The sequence below is a fragment of the Providencia sp. R33 genome (assembly GCF_019343475.1).
Classification (GTDB): Bacteria; Pseudomonadota; Gammaproteobacteria; order Enterobacterales; family Enterobacteriaceae; genus Providencia.
This window is the reverse complement of record NZ_CP072453.1, coordinates 3,668,574-3,687,353: the sequence shown is the minus strand read 5'-3', so window position 1 is coordinate 3,687,353 and position 18,780 is coordinate 3,668,574. Positions and strand designations below refer to the sequence as shown.

Annotated in this window: 15 protein-coding genes; 12 read left to right on the top strand and 3 right to left on the bottom strand. The window is 41.7% G+C overall.

The window, feature by feature from the left end; genetic code table 11:
* Nucleotides 1–8 precede the first annotated feature (8 nt).
* The gene (gene manD / locus J6836_RS17380; RefSeq protein WP_219245158.1) at nucleotides 9–1,223 is read right to left on the bottom strand and encodes a D-mannonate dehydratase ManD; all 1,215 of its coding nucleotides are present in this window, start codon (nucleotides 1,221–1,223) and stop codon (nucleotides 9–11) included.
* Between the two features lie 281 nt (nucleotides 1,224–1,504).
* Here manD and J6836_RS17375 point away from each other — a divergent pair, with 281 nt between their 5' ends.
* The 9 genes from J6836_RS17375 (at nucleotide 1,505) to J6836_RS17335 (ending at nucleotide 13,444) form a co-directional block, all read left to right on the top strand.
* Complete coding sequence (locus J6836_RS17375) at nucleotides 1,505–2,251, top strand: FCD domain-containing protein (RefSeq protein WP_219245157.1); 747 nt, start codon at nucleotides 1,505–1,507, stop codon at nucleotides 2,249–2,251.
* Nucleotides 2,252–2,268: 17 nt separating this feature from the next.
* On the top strand, nucleotides 2,269–3,462 hold the full coding sequence (uxuA, locus tag J6836_RS17370) for a mannonate dehydratase (RefSeq protein ID WP_219245156.1): 1,194 nt from the start codon (nucleotides 2,269–2,271) through the stop codon (nucleotides 3,460–3,462).
* A 710-nt stretch (nucleotides 3,463–4,172) separates the two neighbouring features.
* Nucleotides 4,173–5,108, top strand: a complete 936-nt coding sequence (gene fdhE / locus J6836_RS17365; protein ID WP_219245155.1) for a formate dehydrogenase accessory protein FdhE — start codon at nucleotides 4,173–4,175, stop codon at nucleotides 5,106–5,108.
* Nucleotides 5,109–5,130: 22 nt separating this feature from the next.
* Entirely contained in the window at nucleotides 5,131–6,522 is a 1,392-nt protein-coding gene (gene selA, locus J6836_RS17360) for an L-seryl-tRNA(Sec) selenium transferase (RefSeq protein ID WP_219245154.1), read from the top strand.
* On the top strand, nucleotides 6,519–8,387 hold the full coding sequence (gene selB / locus J6836_RS17355; protein WP_219245153.1) for a selenocysteine-specific translation elongation factor: 1,869 nt from the start codon (nucleotides 6,519–6,521) through the stop codon (nucleotides 8,385–8,387). Before selA ends, selB begins: the two co-directional genes overlap by 4 nt.
* 70 nt (nucleotides 8,388–8,457) lie before the next feature.
* On the top strand, nucleotides 8,458–10,116 hold the full coding sequence (locus J6836_RS17350) for an LTA synthase family protein (protein WP_219245152.1): 1,659 nt from the start codon (nucleotides 8,458–8,460) through the stop codon (nucleotides 10,114–10,116).
* Nucleotides 10,117–10,336: 220 nt separating this feature from the next.
* Entirely contained in the window at nucleotides 10,337–11,338 is a 1,002-nt protein-coding gene (locus J6836_RS17345) for an NAD-dependent epimerase (RefSeq protein ID WP_219245151.1), read from the top strand.
* 43 nt (nucleotides 11,339–11,381) lie between these two features.
* Nucleotides 11,382–12,548, top strand: coding sequence for a nucleotide sugar dehydrogenase (locus J6836_RS17340; RefSeq protein WP_219245150.1), 1,167 nt, complete (start codon nucleotides 11,382–11,384; stop codon nucleotides 12,546–12,548).
* Between the two features lie 191 nt (nucleotides 12,549–12,739).
* Nucleotides 12,740–13,444, top strand: a complete 705-nt coding sequence (locus J6836_RS17335) for a lipopolysaccharide core heptose(II) kinase RfaY (protein ID WP_219245149.1) — start codon at nucleotides 12,740–12,742, stop codon at nucleotides 13,442–13,444.
* 28 nt (nucleotides 13,445–13,472) lie between these two features.
* Here the strand turns inward: J6836_RS17335 and thiM are convergent, their stop codons facing one another.
* On the bottom strand, nucleotides 13,473–14,252 hold the full coding sequence (gene thiM, locus J6836_RS17330; protein ID WP_219245148.1) for a hydroxyethylthiazole kinase: 780 nt from the start codon (nucleotides 14,250–14,252) through the stop codon (nucleotides 13,473–13,475).
* Between the two features lie 77 nt (nucleotides 14,253–14,329).
* Nucleotides 14,330–15,532 carry an ROK family protein gene (locus tag J6836_RS17325; protein WP_219245147.1) on the bottom strand — a complete coding sequence of 401 codons (1,203 nt, stop codon included), beginning with the start codon at nucleotides 15,530–15,532 and terminating at the stop codon, nucleotides 14,330–14,332.
* A gap of 190 nt (nucleotides 15,533–15,722) precedes the next feature.
* Here J6836_RS17325 and J6836_RS17320 point away from each other — a divergent pair, with 190 nt between their 5' ends.
* From J6836_RS17320 to J6836_RS17310, 3 genes are all read left to right on the top strand, one after another.
* On the top strand, nucleotides 15,723–16,541 hold the full coding sequence (locus J6836_RS17320) for a purine-nucleoside phosphorylase (RefSeq protein ID WP_219245146.1): 819 nt from the start codon (nucleotides 15,723–15,725) through the stop codon (nucleotides 16,539–16,541).
* Between the two features lie 65 nt (nucleotides 16,542–16,606).
* Nucleotides 16,607–17,524 carry a DMT family transporter gene (locus tag J6836_RS23220; RefSeq protein WP_219245145.1) on the top strand — a complete coding sequence of 306 codons (918 nt, stop codon included), beginning with the start codon at nucleotides 16,607–16,609 and terminating at the stop codon, nucleotides 17,522–17,524.
* On the top strand, nucleotides 17,521–18,777 hold the full coding sequence (locus J6836_RS17310; RefSeq protein WP_219245144.1) for a nucleoside permease: 1,257 nt from the start codon (nucleotides 17,521–17,523) through the stop codon (nucleotides 18,775–18,777). Before J6836_RS23220 ends, J6836_RS17310 begins: the two co-directional genes overlap by 4 nt.
* The last annotated feature ends 3 nt before the right edge of the window (nucleotides 18,778–18,780 follow it).

Sequence of the window (18,780 nt, the reverse complement as noted above, 5' to 3'; positions counted from 1 at the left end):
TCTAAAAATTACCAATTCCATAAAGTGCCGTCTTCGAGACGCGCAACAGGGAGGTATGCTGGGTTGTACGGGTATTTCGCTGCCAGTTTTTCATCAAAATCGATACCTAAACCGGGCTTATCACTTGGGTGCATGTAACCGTCTTTAAATGTCCAATTTGGGGTAAAGACAGAGAGCATTTCTTCGGAGTACCCCATAAATTCTTGTACACCAAAGTTGGGTACCCATAGGTCAAAGTGCAGAGCAGCAGCGTGACAAATAGGGGACAGATCAGATGGGCCATGTGAGCCCGTTCTAACTTGGTAAAGTGAGGCAAAATCGGCAATTCGACGCATACCGGTAATTCCACCCGCATGGGTAATAGTGGTGCGGATATAGTCGATCAGCTGTTCTTCGATGAGTTGCTTACAGTCCCAAATGCTATTGAAAACTTCGCCAACAGCGATTGGGGTGACGGTGTGCTGGCGGATCAGTCTAAAGCAGGATTGGTTTTCCGCTGGTGTTGGGTCTTCCATCCAAAATAAACGTGCATCTTCAATACGTTTACCGAAGCGAGCCGCTTCGATTGGTGTTAAGCGGTGATGTACATCGTGTAAAAGGTGTTCATTAAAGCCGTATTTATCGCGAACGGCTTCAAACAGCTTTGGCATGAAGTCGAGGTATTTTTCGGTTGACCAAAATTGTTCTTCAGGGTGATGGCCTTTGGTTGCTGGCTCGTAAGCAAGGTTTTGGCCTTTGCTTTGACCATATGTCGTTGCCATTCCAGGGATACCGCATTGCACGCGGATAGCTTTAAAGCCTTTTTCTTTATATTTTGCGTAGTTATCTAATGCTTCAGGAATATCTTTACCTGTTGTATGGCAATACACCATCACGCCTTCACGGGATGCGCCACCGAGTAATTGGTATACAGGTAAATTGGCAATTTTCCCTTTGATATCCCATAGGGCCATATCGATAGCGGAAATGGCGGACATGGTAACAGGGCCCCTACGCCAGTAAGCCCCTTTGTAGAAAAATTGATAAATATCTTCAATTTTGTGTGGGTCGCGACCTATTAGCTGAGGGCATAAATGATCTCTTAGGTAAGAAACTACGGGCAATTCACGACCATTAAGGGTCGCATCACCAAGGCCATACACACCCTCATCGGTCGTAATCTTTAATGTGACAAAGTTACGACCGGGGCTACATACAAATACTTCTGCGTTTACGATTTTCATTTTTGCCCGTATCCCTATTCATGTTAACCAACTGATCAACCAAATCTGCCAGAAATCGGCTAACTGGTTTTCTTATTGGTTGACCAAATTTGCTTTTTTTCACTCTATCAACCATAAAATTAAAAGACAATGACTAAAAAGCCGACAATAAGTGAAGGTGATCACAAATTGGTTAACTAATTCATCCAAAATAATGGATAAATTGGTTGACCATTAACGGGAGTGACGATAATCTACAATGGAAGAACTAAATTTAATTCGACAACGCGTTGTACATATATATGAAAACTCAATACCGCTCGTACCAGTACCTAGGTCAGCAGTTAAAAGAGCTCATTGCTTCTGGTGAATATCCGATAGGAAGTCGTTTAATGCCAGAACGTGAGATCGCTAAAAAATATGATGTTAGCCGCTCATTGGTACGTGAAGCGCTCATCATGCTGGAAATTGAAAAATTGGTGTCTATCAAGAAGGGGTCTGGCGTTTATGTGATTAATCACCCAGATTCGCTGATTGAGGAAGTGAAAAACATCGATCATGGCCCTTTTGAAATCTTGCAAGCACGACAAGTGATTGAAAGTGCAATTGCGGCTTGTGCTGCGTTATCTGCAACAAAAGCCGATATTCAAGAAATTCGCGCTTTGCTTGAAGATGAGCGAATTAAGGTCGCTCAGAATGAAAGTGATGATGAAAATGATCATAAATTCCACGTGTTAATTGCTCGCGCAAGCAAAAATGACATGATGGCAAAGATTATTGATGATATTTGGTCTGTCAGACGAAATAGCCCAATGTGGGATAAGTTACATGAGCATATCGATAACACGACTTACCGGAAGAAGTGGTTGATTGATCATGAAAATATTTTAAATGCACTACAAAAGCGTGACCCTGAATTGGCGAAAAAAGAGATGTGGCAACACTTAGAGAATGTCAAAAATACTCTAATGCAGCTTTCGGATTTTGATGACCCCAATTTTGATGGTTATTTATTTGAAACAATTCCTTATCAGACTATTTTTGAATAAGCGAAGGAGATGTACTCATGGAGCATACGTGGCGTTGGTATGGACCTAATGACCCAGTTTCTTTAAGTGATGCAAGACAAGCGGAGGCGACAGGGATCGTCTCTGCTCTCCATCATATTCCAAACGGTGTCGTTTGGAGTGTTGAGGAAATATTAAAGCGTAAGGCTATCATAGAGGAAGCTGGTTTAGTTTGGTCTGTCGTTGAAAGTATTCCTGTTCACGAAGATATTAAAACTCAGCAGGGTGATTTTGAAACTTACATTCAGAACTACCAGCAAAGTATTCGCAACTTAGCATCGTGTGGTATTAAAACAATTTGCTATAACTTCATGCCAATTCTTGATTGGACACGTACCGACCTTGGTTATACGTTACCTGATGGTTCTAAAGCATTACGTTTTGATAATATCGCGTTTGCGGCGTTTGAAATTCATATCTTAAAACGTGAAAATGCAGCTGAGAGTTATTCAGAAAAAGAAGTGAAAGAGGCGGCTGAATATTATGCAGCAATGTCTTCTGATGATATTGATAATCTAATTAAAACGATTATTGCAGGGTTACCCGGTGCTGAAGAAGGCTATACTCTAGACCAGTTCCGTGAGCGGTTAGCGATTTATAATGATATTGATAAAAACCAATTACGTGAAAACTTGCGTTATTTCTTGCAGAAAATCGTTCCTGTCTGTGAAGAAGAAAATGTCGTATTAGCGATTCACCCTGACGATCCTCCGCGCCCTATTTTAGGTCTGCCACGTATTGTTTCAACGATTGAAGACATGCAGTTTATTAAAGAAAGCTGCGATAGCATCCATAATGGTTTTACCATGTGTACAGGCTCATATGGTGTGCGCGCAGATAACGACCTTGTGAAAATGATTAATACATTTGGTGACCGTATTCACTTTACACACTTGCGTTCAACGGTGAGAGAGGAAAACCCAAATACATTCCATGAAGGCAACCATATTGCGGGTGATGTCGACATGTTTGAGGTTGTTAAAGCAATTTTAGCGATTGAGCAAAAACGTTACGAAGCGGGTTTAGCACCGATTCCTATGCGGCCAGACCATGGTCACCAAATTTTGGATGACTTGAAAAAAGTGACAAACCCAGGTTATTCCGCGATTGGCCGTTTAAAAGGGCTGGCGGAAGTAAGAGGGTTAGAATTAGCACTGAAACGGATGTATTATCCAGAATTATTAAAAGCATAAATTAACTTCATCATATTTGCTTCTACTATTTGGTATGAATTAAATATCAAAGAATTAAGTATGCTTAAAAATACGCGGCCAAAATAAATTGGTCGCGTATTAAACATATTGTTAAGTTATTTTAAATTTATTTTTTATCAACAATCCAATCCTGTTTTGCAAAAATAATAAATAGGTCACCTGACTTAATAACTCTCTCATTTCTATGGCCTCAGTTATAATTCAGCTTTAAAGCTATACCAAAGAAAATTAATACAGTAATTTAAATATCCTTGTTAATGTTTCAATAAAAATTTTATTTAACTGTATTTATTTGCTTATTAATTATTCTTAGCTTGTTAAAGATTGATTAACCTCACAGGTTATTGACAATAATAGGTTGGCCGCCATAATCAGCAATTTATGACCCTGAAATAGGGTGATTTGCATCCGTAGAAACGCCGTTTTATCTGCGATTGTGCATCATAATTATTGTTTGCTTAAGGTAAATTTGTCTGCGTTTTTTCTCTCGTTGCTCACAAAACCCTTATCAGATCAAACAGCGGTCTTGATACAGCGGCATCAAGGTAGCGACCTAGCCATTTTTGTTTTATCCTGAACACTATATAGCAGCAATTTACGCTGATGGCATAAAATAGGAATGATAAATTTGTGTATAGGCTTACTCTATGCGCAAAAAATCGTTCAGAAAATAGAAAAGTGAGAATGCAATGGGTATTCGTATCGTTCCTAAAGAAGAGTTAGGACAAGAAAGATTAAAAGAAAAAGGCATTGGTTTTATTCCGCCAGTACTGTTCCCTAACTTAAAAAGCTTATATCAACGTCGAGCTGAAAGGTTGAAAGAGCTTGGCATTGGTGAGCATCCTTTTGCAAATTACCTTAATTTTGCTGCTGAAGTCGCGACAGCGCAGCATAATGCGCAGCATGATAATCCATTAGATGTTGATATGACTGACATTTTAGCGCGTTCAGTTAACACCAATCATTCACCATTGGATACTAAAACGCTACCTCGTACAACGCATTGGCATAAATTATTAAAATCGATAATTGCTGAATTAATGCCTGTTGTGCCTGAATCCGTCCGTCCTGCACTCGAAAATTTAGATAAAGCATCTGAAAATGAATTAGAAGCTATGGCGTCCGCGTTATTAAACGAAGAGTTTGAAAAAGTCCCAGCGGATAAATCCATGTTTATTTGGGCGGCGCTTTCTGTTTATTGGGCACAAATGGCGGCAAGCATTCCTGGTAAAGCTCGCGCAGAGCACGGTGATCATCGCCACTTCTGCCCTGTCTGTAACAGCATGCCGGTTTCCAGTATTGTGCAAATCGGGACATCACAAGGCCTGCGCTATTTGCACTGTAACTTATGTGAAACTGAGTGGCACATGGTACGTGTGAAATGTAGCAACTGTGAGCAAACGGGTAAATTGAATTACTGGTCACTTGATGATGAAAATGCGGCGGTTAAAGCCGAAAGCTGTGGTGATTGCGGTAGCTACCTCAAAATTCTTTACCAAGAAAAAGAAGCCAAAGTAGAAGCGGTTGCAGATGACTTAGCCTCAATTATTCTTGATGCACGTATGGAAGAGGAAGGTTTTGCTCGTAGCAGCATTAACCCGTTCCTTTTTCCCGGCGAAAAATAAGCGGTAACAGAGAATTGCGATTATGGTGGAAGCAAACTTAGCGTTATATCGGCAATTACCTTCGGTTGATAAGTTATTGCAGCTTGATGAAGTGCAAATATTGGTTGAGCAGTCAGGGTTGCACTGGGTTACTGCGTGCTTGCGTGAAATGCAGGAGCAAGCGCGAGAGTGTATCTCACGGCAAGGGAAGTTACCCGATTGGCACACTGACTGGCTAAAAGAGCTAGCAAAACGCCACGATGAATTAGGCCAAAGCGCATTAAAAAATGTCTTTAACCTAACAGGAACGGTGTTGCATACCAACCTTGGGCGAGCTGTGATGTCCAAAACAGCGATTGACACAGTTAGCAAAGTGATGAGTTCACCTGTCACATTAGAATATTCTCTGGATGGTGCAATGCGTGGTCATCGCGACCGCGCGATTGCCGATTTGCTCTGCGAACTAACGGGCGCAGAGGATGCATGTATTGTTAATAATAATGCCGCAGCGGTTTTGCTGTTGCTTGCAACGGTGGCAAATGGCCAGCAAGTGATTGTTTCTCGAGGCGAGTTAGTTGAGATTGGCGGCGCTTTTCGTGTGCCTGATGTGATGTCCCAAGCGGGATGTCAACTTGTTGAAGTGGGGACAACGAACCGTACTCATTTACGTGATTATGAAAATGCGATTAATGAGCGCACTGCATTATTAATGAAGGTGCACACCAGCAATTATAGCATTGAAGGCTTCACGGCAGAGGTCGAAGGCCATGAGTTGGCTGAGCTAGGCCGTAAATATCAACTTCCCACCGCCATTGATTTAGGCAGTGGCTCGATGATTGATATGACAGAATATGGCTTGCCAGCTGAGCCGATGCCACATACCTATCTATCTCAAGGTATTGATTTAGTGTCTATCTCGGGTGACAAACTGCTTGGTGGCCCGCAAGCGGGGATCATTCTTGGGAAGAAAAAATGGATAGATGCCATTCAAAAACACCCGTTAAAACGTGCTTTGCGGGTCGACAAAATGACCCTAGCTGCGTTAGAGGCCACGTTAACGCTTTATCTTACCCCTGAAAAACTGATCAATGATTTACCGACATTGCGTTGGTTAACCCGTGAGCCCGAAACAATTCGCCACAGTGCAGACAATGTGTTAGTGGCTTTACAGGCATTCTACGGGGACAAATTTATCGTTGAAATTGAGCCTTGCTTGTCACAAATTGGTAGTGGCTCATTACCCATCGATAGGTTGCCAAGCTTTGCGATTACCTTTGCCCCCCTCAATGGCAAAGGAGGGACATTGGAGCAATTAGCATCTCATTGGCGTCAGTTGCCTCAACCTGTGATTGGCCGGATGAAAGAAGGAAAATTGTGGCTTGATTTGCGCTGTCTCGATGATGAACATGCATTATTACAGGTTTTACTTTCATGATTTTTGCAACTGCGGGCCATGTCGATCATGGTAAAACATCACTTATTCAAGCCATTACGGGTATAAATACCGCCCATCTTCCTGAAGAGAAAAAACGTGGGATGACCATCGATTTGGGCTATGCTTATTGGCCGCAACTTGATGGCAGCGCAGTTGGTTTTATTGATGTTCCAGGGCATGAAAAATTTTTAGCCAACATGTTGGCGGGAATTGGCGGAATCAACCATGCGCTTCTCGTGGTGGCGTGTGATGACGGCGTGATGGCTCAAACCCTTGAACACTTGTCTATTTTAAGGCTTGCGGGTTGCCAAGATATTACGGCCATTTTAACGAAAGCGGACCGCGTTGATGACTTACGCATCGAGCAGGTAGCTGAAGAAGTTAGAGCTGAATTATCTCGACAAGGCTGGACCGATACCGCGTTGTTTATCACGTCAACCCAAGATGGGCGTGGTATTGATGAATTACGCCAATACTTGCAACAGCTACATCAGCAAAGCGAATTACATGAAAATTTACAGCGCCGTTTTCGTTTAGCAATTGACCGTGTTTTTCATGTTAAAGGGGCGGGGATTGTTGTGACAGGAACGGCTCTTGCTGGCCAAGTCCACGTTGGCGGCTCGTTATGGGTGACTGGCGCCGATAAGCAAGTTCGCATCAGAGGGATCCACCGGCAAAACCAATCTGCGGATTTTGCACAAGCGGGTGACCGTGTTGCATTAAATCTTTCAGGTGATATTGATAAAGAAGATATCACTCGAGGTGATTGGTTACTCGCTGAAAAACCTGCATTTATTGCTAATCGCGTGATTGTTGAACTAGAGTGTGATTCGCTGATTAAGCATTGGCAACCTGTTCATTTATACCATGGCGCAAGTCATATCACTGGGCGAGTTTCTTTATTGGTTGAGCACGGGGAAACGCCTATACTTGCCGAGTTAATTTTAGATACCCCATTGTGGCTAGTAGATAATGACCGTTTGATTATTCGAGATATCAGTGCCCGCCAAACGCTAGGTGGGGCTAGAGTGATCAGATTAACCTCCCCTCGTCGAGGAAAGCGCCTTCCTGAGTTTTTAGATTGGTTAGCTTTACTGTCTACAGAAAGTGATGAGCTCACGCATTTCAAGTTGCAACTCCCGCAAGGTGAACTGAATCTACAAGACTATGGTTGGGCTCGGCAATTAACGGGTGATGCACTTGAAAACGTATTAGTGCAAACGGATGCAGAACATGTTGGCAATAGCGTTCTTTCGGCTTTTAAAGCGCAAGCCGCGAAAGAACGCTTAATTCAAACTCTTGAAAAATTTAACGAAGTACATAGTGATCAGATAGGTGTTGGAAAAGCGCGTTTAAAACGTATGGCACTACCTTCAATGAGTGATGTGTTAGTTTTTAAATTAATTAGCGATTTGATTGATGATGGTATTATCAAACAAACCCGCGGTTGGTTGCATATGCCGCAACATGGGCTTATTTTTGATACTCAACAGGCAGTGATTTGGCAACAAATATCCCCGTTACTGACACGTAATGAAGCATGGTGGGTACGTGATTTAGCGCTTGAAAGTGGTCATGAAGAAGAGACCATGCGCCGAGTACTCAAAAAAGCGGCACAAATGGGGTTAATCACCGCGATTGTCCGTGATCGTTATTATAGTCATGAGCAAATTAACCATTTCGCATCACTGATCCATCGTCATTGTTTGGAAAATGACGTCATTTTTGCTGCTGATTTTCGCAATGAATTAGGCATTGGGCGAAAACTTGCGATACAAATTCTTGAGTTTTTTGACAAAAGCGGTTTTACTCGTCGTAAAGGCGATGGTCACTATTTACGAGATAAAGGCATTTTCGTTGAATAAATTGAGTGTTTTGATCCGCTATAGTGGTGCCTCATAGCAAACCTCTCATATTAAACTTGTGGTAAAACTGATGAAGAAAAAGTTATTTGCAGGCTTTTATCTAGCATTGATCTTTATTGGCTCTCTTTTCTTGGTGTTTGAGAAAGGTAGCGTAATTTATCCTGCACTCATATCGCTCAGTGTATATGCTGTGTTATTTGGTATTTTAATGGTACTAACCGCGCGTTGGTTATTTTCAGCTATCATCACCAGCACTCTGTTTATTATCATAAAATTTCTAAATCAGTTAAAAGTCCATTACTACAAAGAACAGCTTTTCTTTACCGATATTAATATCATGACAGACACCTCCAATATGGGCACGTTAAGCCATTATTGGTTGGCTGGCGTAGCATTAGTTGGGCTATTCATTTTACTGGTGGTTAATGGTGTCATTAGCTGGCGTTTAATTAAGTCGAGCAAATCACGTGTTTCACGTATTTTAGGTGTGCTACTGGTTGTTGTGGGTTATTTTGGCGCTAATTTTGCGAGCTCCCATTATTATGACCGATGGTCCCAGACGTTGCCAAAAGGCCGCGGGACTGTGACTAATATTATTATGTCCGCAAAAAACGCCAGTTACCAATCTCCTGAGTTTGCGGGTACCGCTGACTACTTTATCGAAAAAGCGTCGACCGTCTCATTAAACAATAGCACCTCGTCAGAAAAGCCAGATATTGTTTTATTACTGCAAGAATCTACGGTTGACCCGCATATTTATGATTTACCTGAAGGCACAAAACTCCCTAATTTATTTATGTTCCAACAAGATGAGGGCGTTATTGCCCATAGCCAAATGCGAGTCCAAACTTTTGGTGGCGGCACTTGGTTATCTGAGTTTTCGGCCTTAACTGGATTAAATAGTGACGATTTTGGGGCACAAAAAAGTGGTGTGTTTTATTTTATTGTCGACAATCTGAAAAATAGCTTATTTAAAGAAATGAAAGCCAATGGTTATTATACCGTTGTGCTGACGCCTTTTAATAAAGGGGCTTATCATTCAGGCCATGCATATGAAACATTAGGTGTAGACAGGATTATTCAGCCGCAGGAGCTAGGTTATCCGGGTAAATTACAAGATAACTTATGGACTATTAGCACAGATGACATGCTGAAATACGTCAAAGAAATCTTAGCAAAAGAAACGGATAAACCTGTCTTTATTTTCTCTTTAACCATGTATGAACATGGGCCTTATAAAGAAACACATAGCGATGATTTCGGTATAAAAGATAAAATTAAGCATCAAGATGCAGCTGGTGAATTTAGCCATTATATGGAAAAAATTACCGCATCCGATGGAGCAATGCGAGATTTTGCTGAGTTTATTGATAAGCGTGACCGCCCGTTAATGTTTTTATATTTTGGTGACCACCAACCCGGTATTAGCTTAAATCAGTATGACTCGCCATTCTCATCACCTGCGTATTTAACGCAATTTACGTTGCGGGATAATTTAAAATCAGGCACCGCAATCAAAACAGGCGCGTTAACGGATATTTCATTTTTGGGCGGTATTTTATTAGAAAGAGCAAACTTAAAAGTTTCCCCATTCTATGAAGCAAATATTAAAATGCGCCATTTATGTGATGGCAAGCTCAATGATTGCGAAGACCAAAAACTGTTAGACAGCTACCGTAATTATGTTTACCGCACATTGGAAGCGGCAGATAAAAAAGGTGCTCAATAAATAATGATTACTAGCCGTAAGTTTTAAAAAACTTGCGGCTTTTCTTATATCGATGCTTAAAATTTTAACTCTTCCTTAAAATTCCCTACTTTTTTATGCATTATTGTTTTAATAATAAAACCATTCTTTGTTTTTTTTGTCTTACATGAAGTTGATTTTTCTGTGAAATTCGGTGCTCTTTTGAGCTTTGTAAATGGTTTAACGCTAGAAGACGATAAATATGAAATACTTGGTCACTGGAAGTGCGGGGTTTATAGGGTTTAGGCTATGCCAGCGTTTATTGGAAAATGGGCATGAGGTCGTTGGGATTGATAACCTAAATGCCTATTACGATCAGGGATTAAAACAATCCCGTTTGCATTTGTTGGAGCAGTATCAATCATTTCGATTTATTCACCTTGATTTGACTGATCGTGAAACAGTGAGGGTTCTGTGCACCCAAGAGCAATTTGACCGTGTTATCCATCTTGCTGCACAAGCGGGGGTACGTTATTCATTAGAAAATCCATTTGCTTACGCTGACAGTAATTTGACGGGGCATCTTTCTATTTTAGAAGGTTGCCGCCAAGCCAAAGTTAAACATTTAGTTTATGCATCTTCTAGCTCTGTCTATGGCGTTACAGATAACGCACCATTTACAACTAATATGCCAACAGATCATCCAATATCGTTGTATGCTGCCACAAAGAAAGCCAATGAATTAATGTCCCATTCCTATTCACACTTATACCAGTTGCCGACAACGGGCCTGCGGTTTTTTACTGTGTATGGGCCATGGGGTCGCCCGGATATGGCGCTATTCAAATTCACCAAAGCCATTTTAGCGGGTGAACCAATCGATGTTTATAATAACGGCAATCTCAGCCGCGATTTCACGTTTGTTGATGATATTGTCGAGGGGATGATCCGGATTTCAGATATAATTCCCCAAGCAGATCCAAATAATCATTCGACATCGCCAGAGCAAAGCAGCGCGCCATATCGTATCTATAATATCGGTAATGGGAAGCCAGTTAAATTAATTGATTTTATTACTGCACTGGAAAAAGCGCTTGGTAAAGAAGCGATTAAAAACTTTTTACCGATGCAGGCAGGGGATGTATACACAACTTGGGCAGATACCGAGGACCTGTTTAATGTGACAGGTTATCACCCACAAATTTCTATTGAACAGGGTGTTCAGGCGTTTGTTGACTGGTATCGCTCTTATTACCATCAATAATATCAATAACCTGTAATCCTGTAGCAGGATTCGAGAGGCAAGTTTGAAAATAGCAATCGCAGGGACTGGCTACGTCGGTCTATCTAACGCCATGTTACTGTCACAACACCACGAAGTGGTTGCAGTAGATATTATTCCCGAAAAAGTGGTGATGTTAAACAACCACCAATCGCCGATTGTCGACACGGAGATTGAACAATTTTTAACAGAAAAAACACTGCATTTCCGTGCCACGGAAGATAAAGTAGAAGCTTATACAGGCGCACAGTATGTCATTGTTGCGACACCGACAGACTACGACCCAAAAACCAACTATTTCAATACCAAATCGGTGGAATCCGTTATTCACGATGTGAATGAAATCAACCCAACTGCGACGATTATCGTCAAATCGACCATTCCTGTTGGTTTTACCGCACGTTTACGGGAAGAATTTGGCTACACCAACGTGATTTTCTCCCCAGAATTTCTACGTGAAGGCCGCGCATTGTGGGATAACCTGCACCCATCCCGTATTGTGGTGGGTGAGCGCTCTGAGCGCGCGCAAATTTTTGCTGATTTGCTGCTTGAAGGCGCCATCAAAAAAGACGTTCCGGTTCTATTCACCGATGGAACGGAAGCCGAAGCCATTAAACTGTTTGCTAACACCTACTTAGCGATGCGTGTAGCCTACTTTAACGAGTTAGACACCTACGCAGAGAGCCGTGGTTTAAATGCACGCCAAATAATTGAAGGTGTATCCTTAGACCCACGTATTGGCAGCCATTATAACAACCCGTCATTCGGTTACGGCGGTTATTGTTTACCGAAAGATACCAAACAATTGCTGGCCAACTACGATGACGTGCCGAATAACCTGATTAACGCGATTGTGGAATCCAACCGCACCCGTAAGGACTTCATCTCTGACGCGATTATTGCTAAAGCACCACGTAAAGTCGGTGTCTATCGCTTAGTGATGAAAGCAGGGTCAGATAACTTCCGCGCCTCTGCGGTGCAAGGCATCATGAAACGCATCAAAGCTAAAGGCATTGAAGTGGTGGTGTATGAGCCAGTGATGAAAGAAACCGAGTTTTTCCGTTCAAAAGTGGTCAATGACTTAGCGGAATTTAAAGCTCAATGCGACATCATTTTGGCTAACCGTATGGTGCCTGAAATCGAAGATGTGGCAGACAAAGTGTATACACGCGATTTATTTGGCAATGACTAAATATTGATTCCCTGAATGGGTTGGTTGTTTGCCAACCTATTCTTCCTCTTTTCTCTCCATAAAAACCGCTCATTTTGTGCGGTAACTCGCAACATCCCTCTTTTCAAAGCCGTTTTTGCAAGAATCGCTAAGAAATGTCCTTTTTCATTTGTTAGCATCCGCCGATTGACTAAAAAACGGGCGTTGTCGTCATGCAAAAAATTATAAAAAAACAAAGAAACGACTTCATGACTTACCAAAAAGCAGGTGATATTGATTTTTGGCAAGTCATGATTGACTATATTGATGGAAAAATTGCTAGCAAAGATTTAGGCAGTGGAAATCCAGAGCGAAGTGTCGAGCGTATTTCGCTAAATGGTCGAAATTATATTATCAAGTGCGAAAAAGAGCGGGACAAGCGCATAGAAAAGCGAGTAATGCGTATGCTATCTGGCCCATTCTATTCACGTTTATTAACGCGTTTAGTCTCTGCACAAAATCAGGGTTGTACCGTGACAAATGACATCTATTTTGTGGCGGAAAAAATGCAATATCGTGAATCTGTTGAAACGTGGATTATTGCTGAATATGTCGAAGGGACAGTTTTATCAGAACTGGATGATTTAACGCCTTATTATCCTGAAATGAAATCGGTCATTGAGCAACTTCATCACTATGGCTTGTCTTCAAATGATATCCATGCAGGTAACTTTGTTTTGACAGAAGATGGATTAAAAGTGATTGATTTGTCTGATTATGGAAATTTAACCATATGTAAAGCCAATGACTTAATCGCATTAAAGCGTTTTTATGGCATAGAGCCAGACAAAAAAAGTGGAACTTATCGATTCATTAGCTTTAGGGACAATTTCCGCCATTGGTCAAGAAAACTACGAGGTAAGAAAACTCGGCGATAGCCTAAATTGAGTTTTCTTATTGGCGATTTTATTGATTTAACTGATAAAGCGCATCCAAAAACTCAGGAATAAAGCTACCCGTACCGCGGCAGCGCTGTGTCGCCGTTTTTCCTGCTTGTTTCATTAGTGCACAAGCGGTTGCAACATGTTGTAGTCTATCACCAGATAACGAACAGCTAGCGGCAACGACGGCAGATAGTGCGCATCCCGTCCCAACGATACGGGTCATCAAAATATCTCCACCTTCGACCGCAATTGTACGTACGCCATCAGTGATATAATCAATTTCACCACTGATGGCGACAATCGTATTCGCTTGTTTGGCCAGTAATTGTGCGGCAGGAAGGGCATCATTCGTGGAGTTTAGGGAGTCTACGCCCCGACCTCCGAGGCTAACACCGGCTAATGCCATAATTTCGGATGCATTGCCGCGAATTGCAGCAGGTTTAAGGCCAAGAAGCTCATGGCAAAAGTGGGTACGAAAAGTGAGGGCACCAACGGCAACGGGGTCAAGAACCCAAGGTTTTTGCGCGGTATTGGCACTGTGTACAGCGCGTTTCATTGCTTGTTGCCTATCCGCCGTGAGTGTTCCCACATTGATTAATAAACTGTTTGCTATGGAGGCAAATTGTTCAGCTTCTTCAGGTTCAATGACCATGGCAGGAGAACAACCTAGCGCTAACAGGACATTTGCCGTAAAGGTTTGAACGACATCATTGGTCATGCAGTGAACGAGAGGGGATTTTTCGTTAATTTGTTGTAATATCTGTGATTTTACAGTGTCGTTGATGTATTCAAATTCGGACATGATCCCCTCATTTAGCGTGATAGAGCATAAAATAGTGAATTGATTTTACACTCTATCCCGTTGAATGAAAGACGCAGTTAATCGCAGAGGTATTTTTCCATCACCATCCCACCCGCACCTTGTGCGACAATTTCATAAGAATCATTGGCTGCATAAATACGTGTTTGGATATGGGGGAAGGAAGCGAGTTTCCCTTCAACGGACTTTTTCGTCATTTCAAAGAAATGATTTTTTGGTGTTAAGGTTCCGCCACAAACAACGACATCAGCCTGAGTGGTTAAAATGGCATTCGCGATAGCGATTCCATAATAATAAGCGGCTTCTTCAAGCGCTTCGAGGCAAATAGGGTCGTTTAATGTCAGAGCTTGGAAAATTGTGTGGTAGTTAATGTCAGACTCATTATTAACTAGCTCATTAATGACGGAATTTCTACCTAATCTGAGCTGCTGGATCACGCGAGATTTAATCGCAGATAACGAGCTGTATTGTTTTAAGCAGCCAAACGAGCCGCACTCACAGCGTTGCCCATTGATATCAATAGTTGTGTGGCCAAAGGCCTGTGCGGTACTGATCGGCGCTGGCGCGTAATGATTATTGATGATCGTGCAACTGCGAATGTCTGTATCGCAGGTAGTAAATAAAAATCGTTGGCTATCAGACGTGTAACGTAATCGGTATTCGGCAAAAGCGGCAAAACTGATCCCGCTTCCTAGTAGCACAAAGCAAGGGACTTTTTGCGTAATGTAGCCGTAGAGCCCTTTAATGCGCGAGTTATATTGATGATAGGGGAGTTTGTCGCGCTCTAAAATATGGTCGATAGCAATACCGATACCGAGTAGGTTTTCTACGCTTAGTTGGTGCTCTGCAAGGAGTGAGTCTACTTTACCAAGTAGATGGTCAATCATATTTTCAGCCGTTTCCAAGTGCTCATATTTGACTTTCACCATCCCTAAAATTTCGAGTTTTAGGTTTTGTAGAACAATGGTGGAATAAATATCACTCATCTCAATACCAACAAGGTAGCCATCTGCTGGGTTGATACTGTACAGAATGGGTTTCCGCCCTCCAGTAGACTCCCCTAGCTCTGAGGTTGAAATTAATTGGCATTTACTTAGCTCATCTAGCAATCTTGCACAGGTAGCTGGCTTCATACTCGCGAGCGTGGCGAGCATTTCGGCTCGAATGGGGCCATGTTTGAGGATCAACCGGTAAAGTACTTTCAATTTTTGCGTTTTTGAATTTTTTGAGGTGCGAAATTCATTTAATAATGTATGTAGCAAGCGCCTCACTCCTTTTCGTTCCAACCATTGGGCTTAAGACTAGCAAATCTACGCACAAAGTTCTGCATCATGTGACACATCATACCTAAAAACTTTTTCTTAAAATGAGATTAAGATCTCTGTTCTGTTTTAAAATTGCGCTATGATCGATTTTAACAATCTATATTCGATTTTAAATTTGGAGATAGCCATGCACCAGACCAATGATATTTTAGAAAGCTTAAAGTTTATTCAGTCACGCACAGATATGAAACCAACGGTCGGGATCATTTTAGGCTCTGGATTGGGCCCATTTGCAGACACTCTCGAAAATGCAGTGCATATTCCTTATAGCGAGGTTCCTCACTTTGCTAAGTCTGAGGCGGTTGGCCATGCGAATGAATTAGTGATTGGTACAATTGCGGGCAAAACTGTGGTTGCAATGAAAGGCCGTTTTCACTATTACGAAGGTTTTTCATTAGACCAAGTTACTTTCCCTGTGCGTTTGATGAAAGCACTCGGTGTTGAAAAATTAATTATCACTAACGCCTGTGGTGCAGTAAATACCGATTTCAACCCAGGTGACCTGATGATTATTACCGATCACATTAACCTGACTGCGAATAACCCATTAATGGGGCCTAATAACCCTGAGTTGGGTGTTCGTTTCCTAGATGTGAGCGAGGTTTACAACAAAGAACTACGTCAGACAATCAAAGATGTTGCCTCTGAACAAGGTGTTTCTGTGCGTGAAGGTGTTTATGCATGGTGGACTGGCCCGACGTACGAAACCCCAGCAGAAATTCGCATGATCAGAATATTAGGGGCTGATGCAGTGGGGATGTCGACGGTGCCTGAAGCCTTAGTTGCTCATCACTCGCAAATTAAAACAGTCGGAATTTCCTGTTTAACCAATATGGCATGCGGTATTTTGGAACAACCGTTAAGCCATGATGAAGTGATTGAAACCGCAGAAAAAGTGAAAGCGACATTCTTGAAATTAGTCACTGGTGTGATCGCGCGTTTCTAATTTAAAGATTCTTTTTCTCAAAATAAAATAAAGATGCTGTAATTATAGATAGGGTGAATATTGAAATGAAATTTAAAGGTCTGATTTTAGTTTCTTTAGGCGCTTGTAGTTATGGCATTCTTTCAACATTAGTTGTACTGGCTTATCGCGCAGGTTATTCCTTAAATGATGTGATTGGTAGCCAAACAGTACTCGGCGCGATTTTGTTGTGGTTCTTTGTCGTTGTCGGCGCATTAATAAAAAAAGCGCGTTTAGTGTGGCCAACTCGGCAACAAGGTTTATTGATGTTACTCACGGGGACGACAACAGGGTTAACGGGCTTATTATATTATGCATCGTTACAATATTTGTCCCCTGCATTAGGCGTGGTGCTATTTCTGCAATTTACCTGGATGGGCGTCGCAATTAATGCAGTCATAAACCGTCAAATTCCACCATTAATGACAATTGTTTCTGTAGTGGTCATTTTAATAGGCACCGTACTGGCAACTGGGTTATTAAATAGCCAAGAAATTGTATTTCACTGGGCGGGGGTTTTATTAGGATTATGTGCAGCATTATCCAATGCGATACGGGTTTATGTGAGCGGCGCATTGGCTGTAAAGACCGACCCAATGATGCGTTCAGCGATTATGGTAACGGGCGGGGCTATTTTGACATCCATTATTGTGCCACCGACCTTCTTATTTAGTGCCTCAGTGTTCCAATCGTTATTCTTTACTTATGGATTACCTCTGGCTTTCTTTGGTTCTTTCTTCGGTATGTGGATGTTTGCTAAAGGCACTCCCCTTATTGGAACAAGTTTAGCGACCATTGTGAGCTCAATGCAGTTACCCGTCACTATTTTGCTCTCAGTGACTGTTTTGCAATTACCCCTCGAATTCATTCAGTTTGTTGGTGTCGCCGTCATCTTAATGGGGGTGGCTATCGCCGAGCTGAAAATAAAAATAAACAAATGTAACTCCAAACGGAGCTTCGTATGAATATTAAATCCCGCTTGAAAATCATGCTTTTCCTACAATATTTTGTTTGGGGAAGTTGGTTAGTTACGCTCGGCTCGTATATGATGAAAACCTTGAGTTTCTCAGGTGCTGAAGTTGGTTTAGTTTATAGTTCTAAAGGCATAGCGGCTATTTTAATGCCAGGGCTTATCGGAATTATTGCGGATAAATATATCCCAGCAAATCGCTTATATATGATTTGCCATTTGATAGGAGCAGCTGCGCTATTTTATGCCGCGACAGTCACCAGCTCATCGGTGATGTTTTGGGTGATGTTGGTAAATGCGATGGCTTTTATGCCGACAATTGCGCTTTCAAATACCATTAGCTACTCGTCATTAAGCCAATACCAATTGGATTCGGTCAGTAATTTCCCACCAATCCGTGTATTTGGAACTGTTGGGTTTATTATCGCCATGTGGAGTATCAGTTTATTAAAATTCGAACTCAGTAGCATGCAACTTTATATTGCAGGTGGTTGTTCATTGCTATTAGCTGCATATTCCCTAACGCTACCAAAAATTGACGTGAATAAAAAAGCCATTTCAAGTAGCTGGATGAGTAAACTTGGTTTAGATGCGTTAGTGTTATTTAAAAAACCGATAATGGCCGTATTCTTCTTATTTGCGATGTTACTTGGTGCGGTTTTACAAATTACCAATACGTTTGGGAACCCATTCTTACACGACTTTGGGCTCAATCCGTTGTATCAAGATAGTTTAGTGGTGCAATACCCCTCCATTTTATTATCTGTCTCACAAATGGCTGAAGTGTGTTTTATTCTAGCAATCCCATTCTTCTTAAAACGCTATGGCATTAAAACCGTTATGCTATTAAGTATGTTTGCATGGACATTGCGATTTGGTTTCTTTGCCTTCGGAGACCCATCAGCGATTGGTTTGATGTTCTTAATTATGTCGATGATTGTGTATGGTTGTGCATTTGATTTCTTTAATATATCAGGCTCTATTTTTATCGAACGAGAAGTTGATACACGAATGCGTGCGAGTGCCCAAGGATTATTTATGACCATGGTGAACGGCGTCGGGGCATATTTTGGCGCAATTCTTAGCGGATTAGTTGTCGATTACTATACTGTTGACGGTATTAAAGATTGGCAAATGATTTGGCTGGTATTCTCATCTTACACCATTGTTTTAGCAATTATTTTCCAGTTTACATTCCATTATAGCCACGATAAAGACGCGGCAATGAAGGAAGCCAAAGCGAGCTAAGAT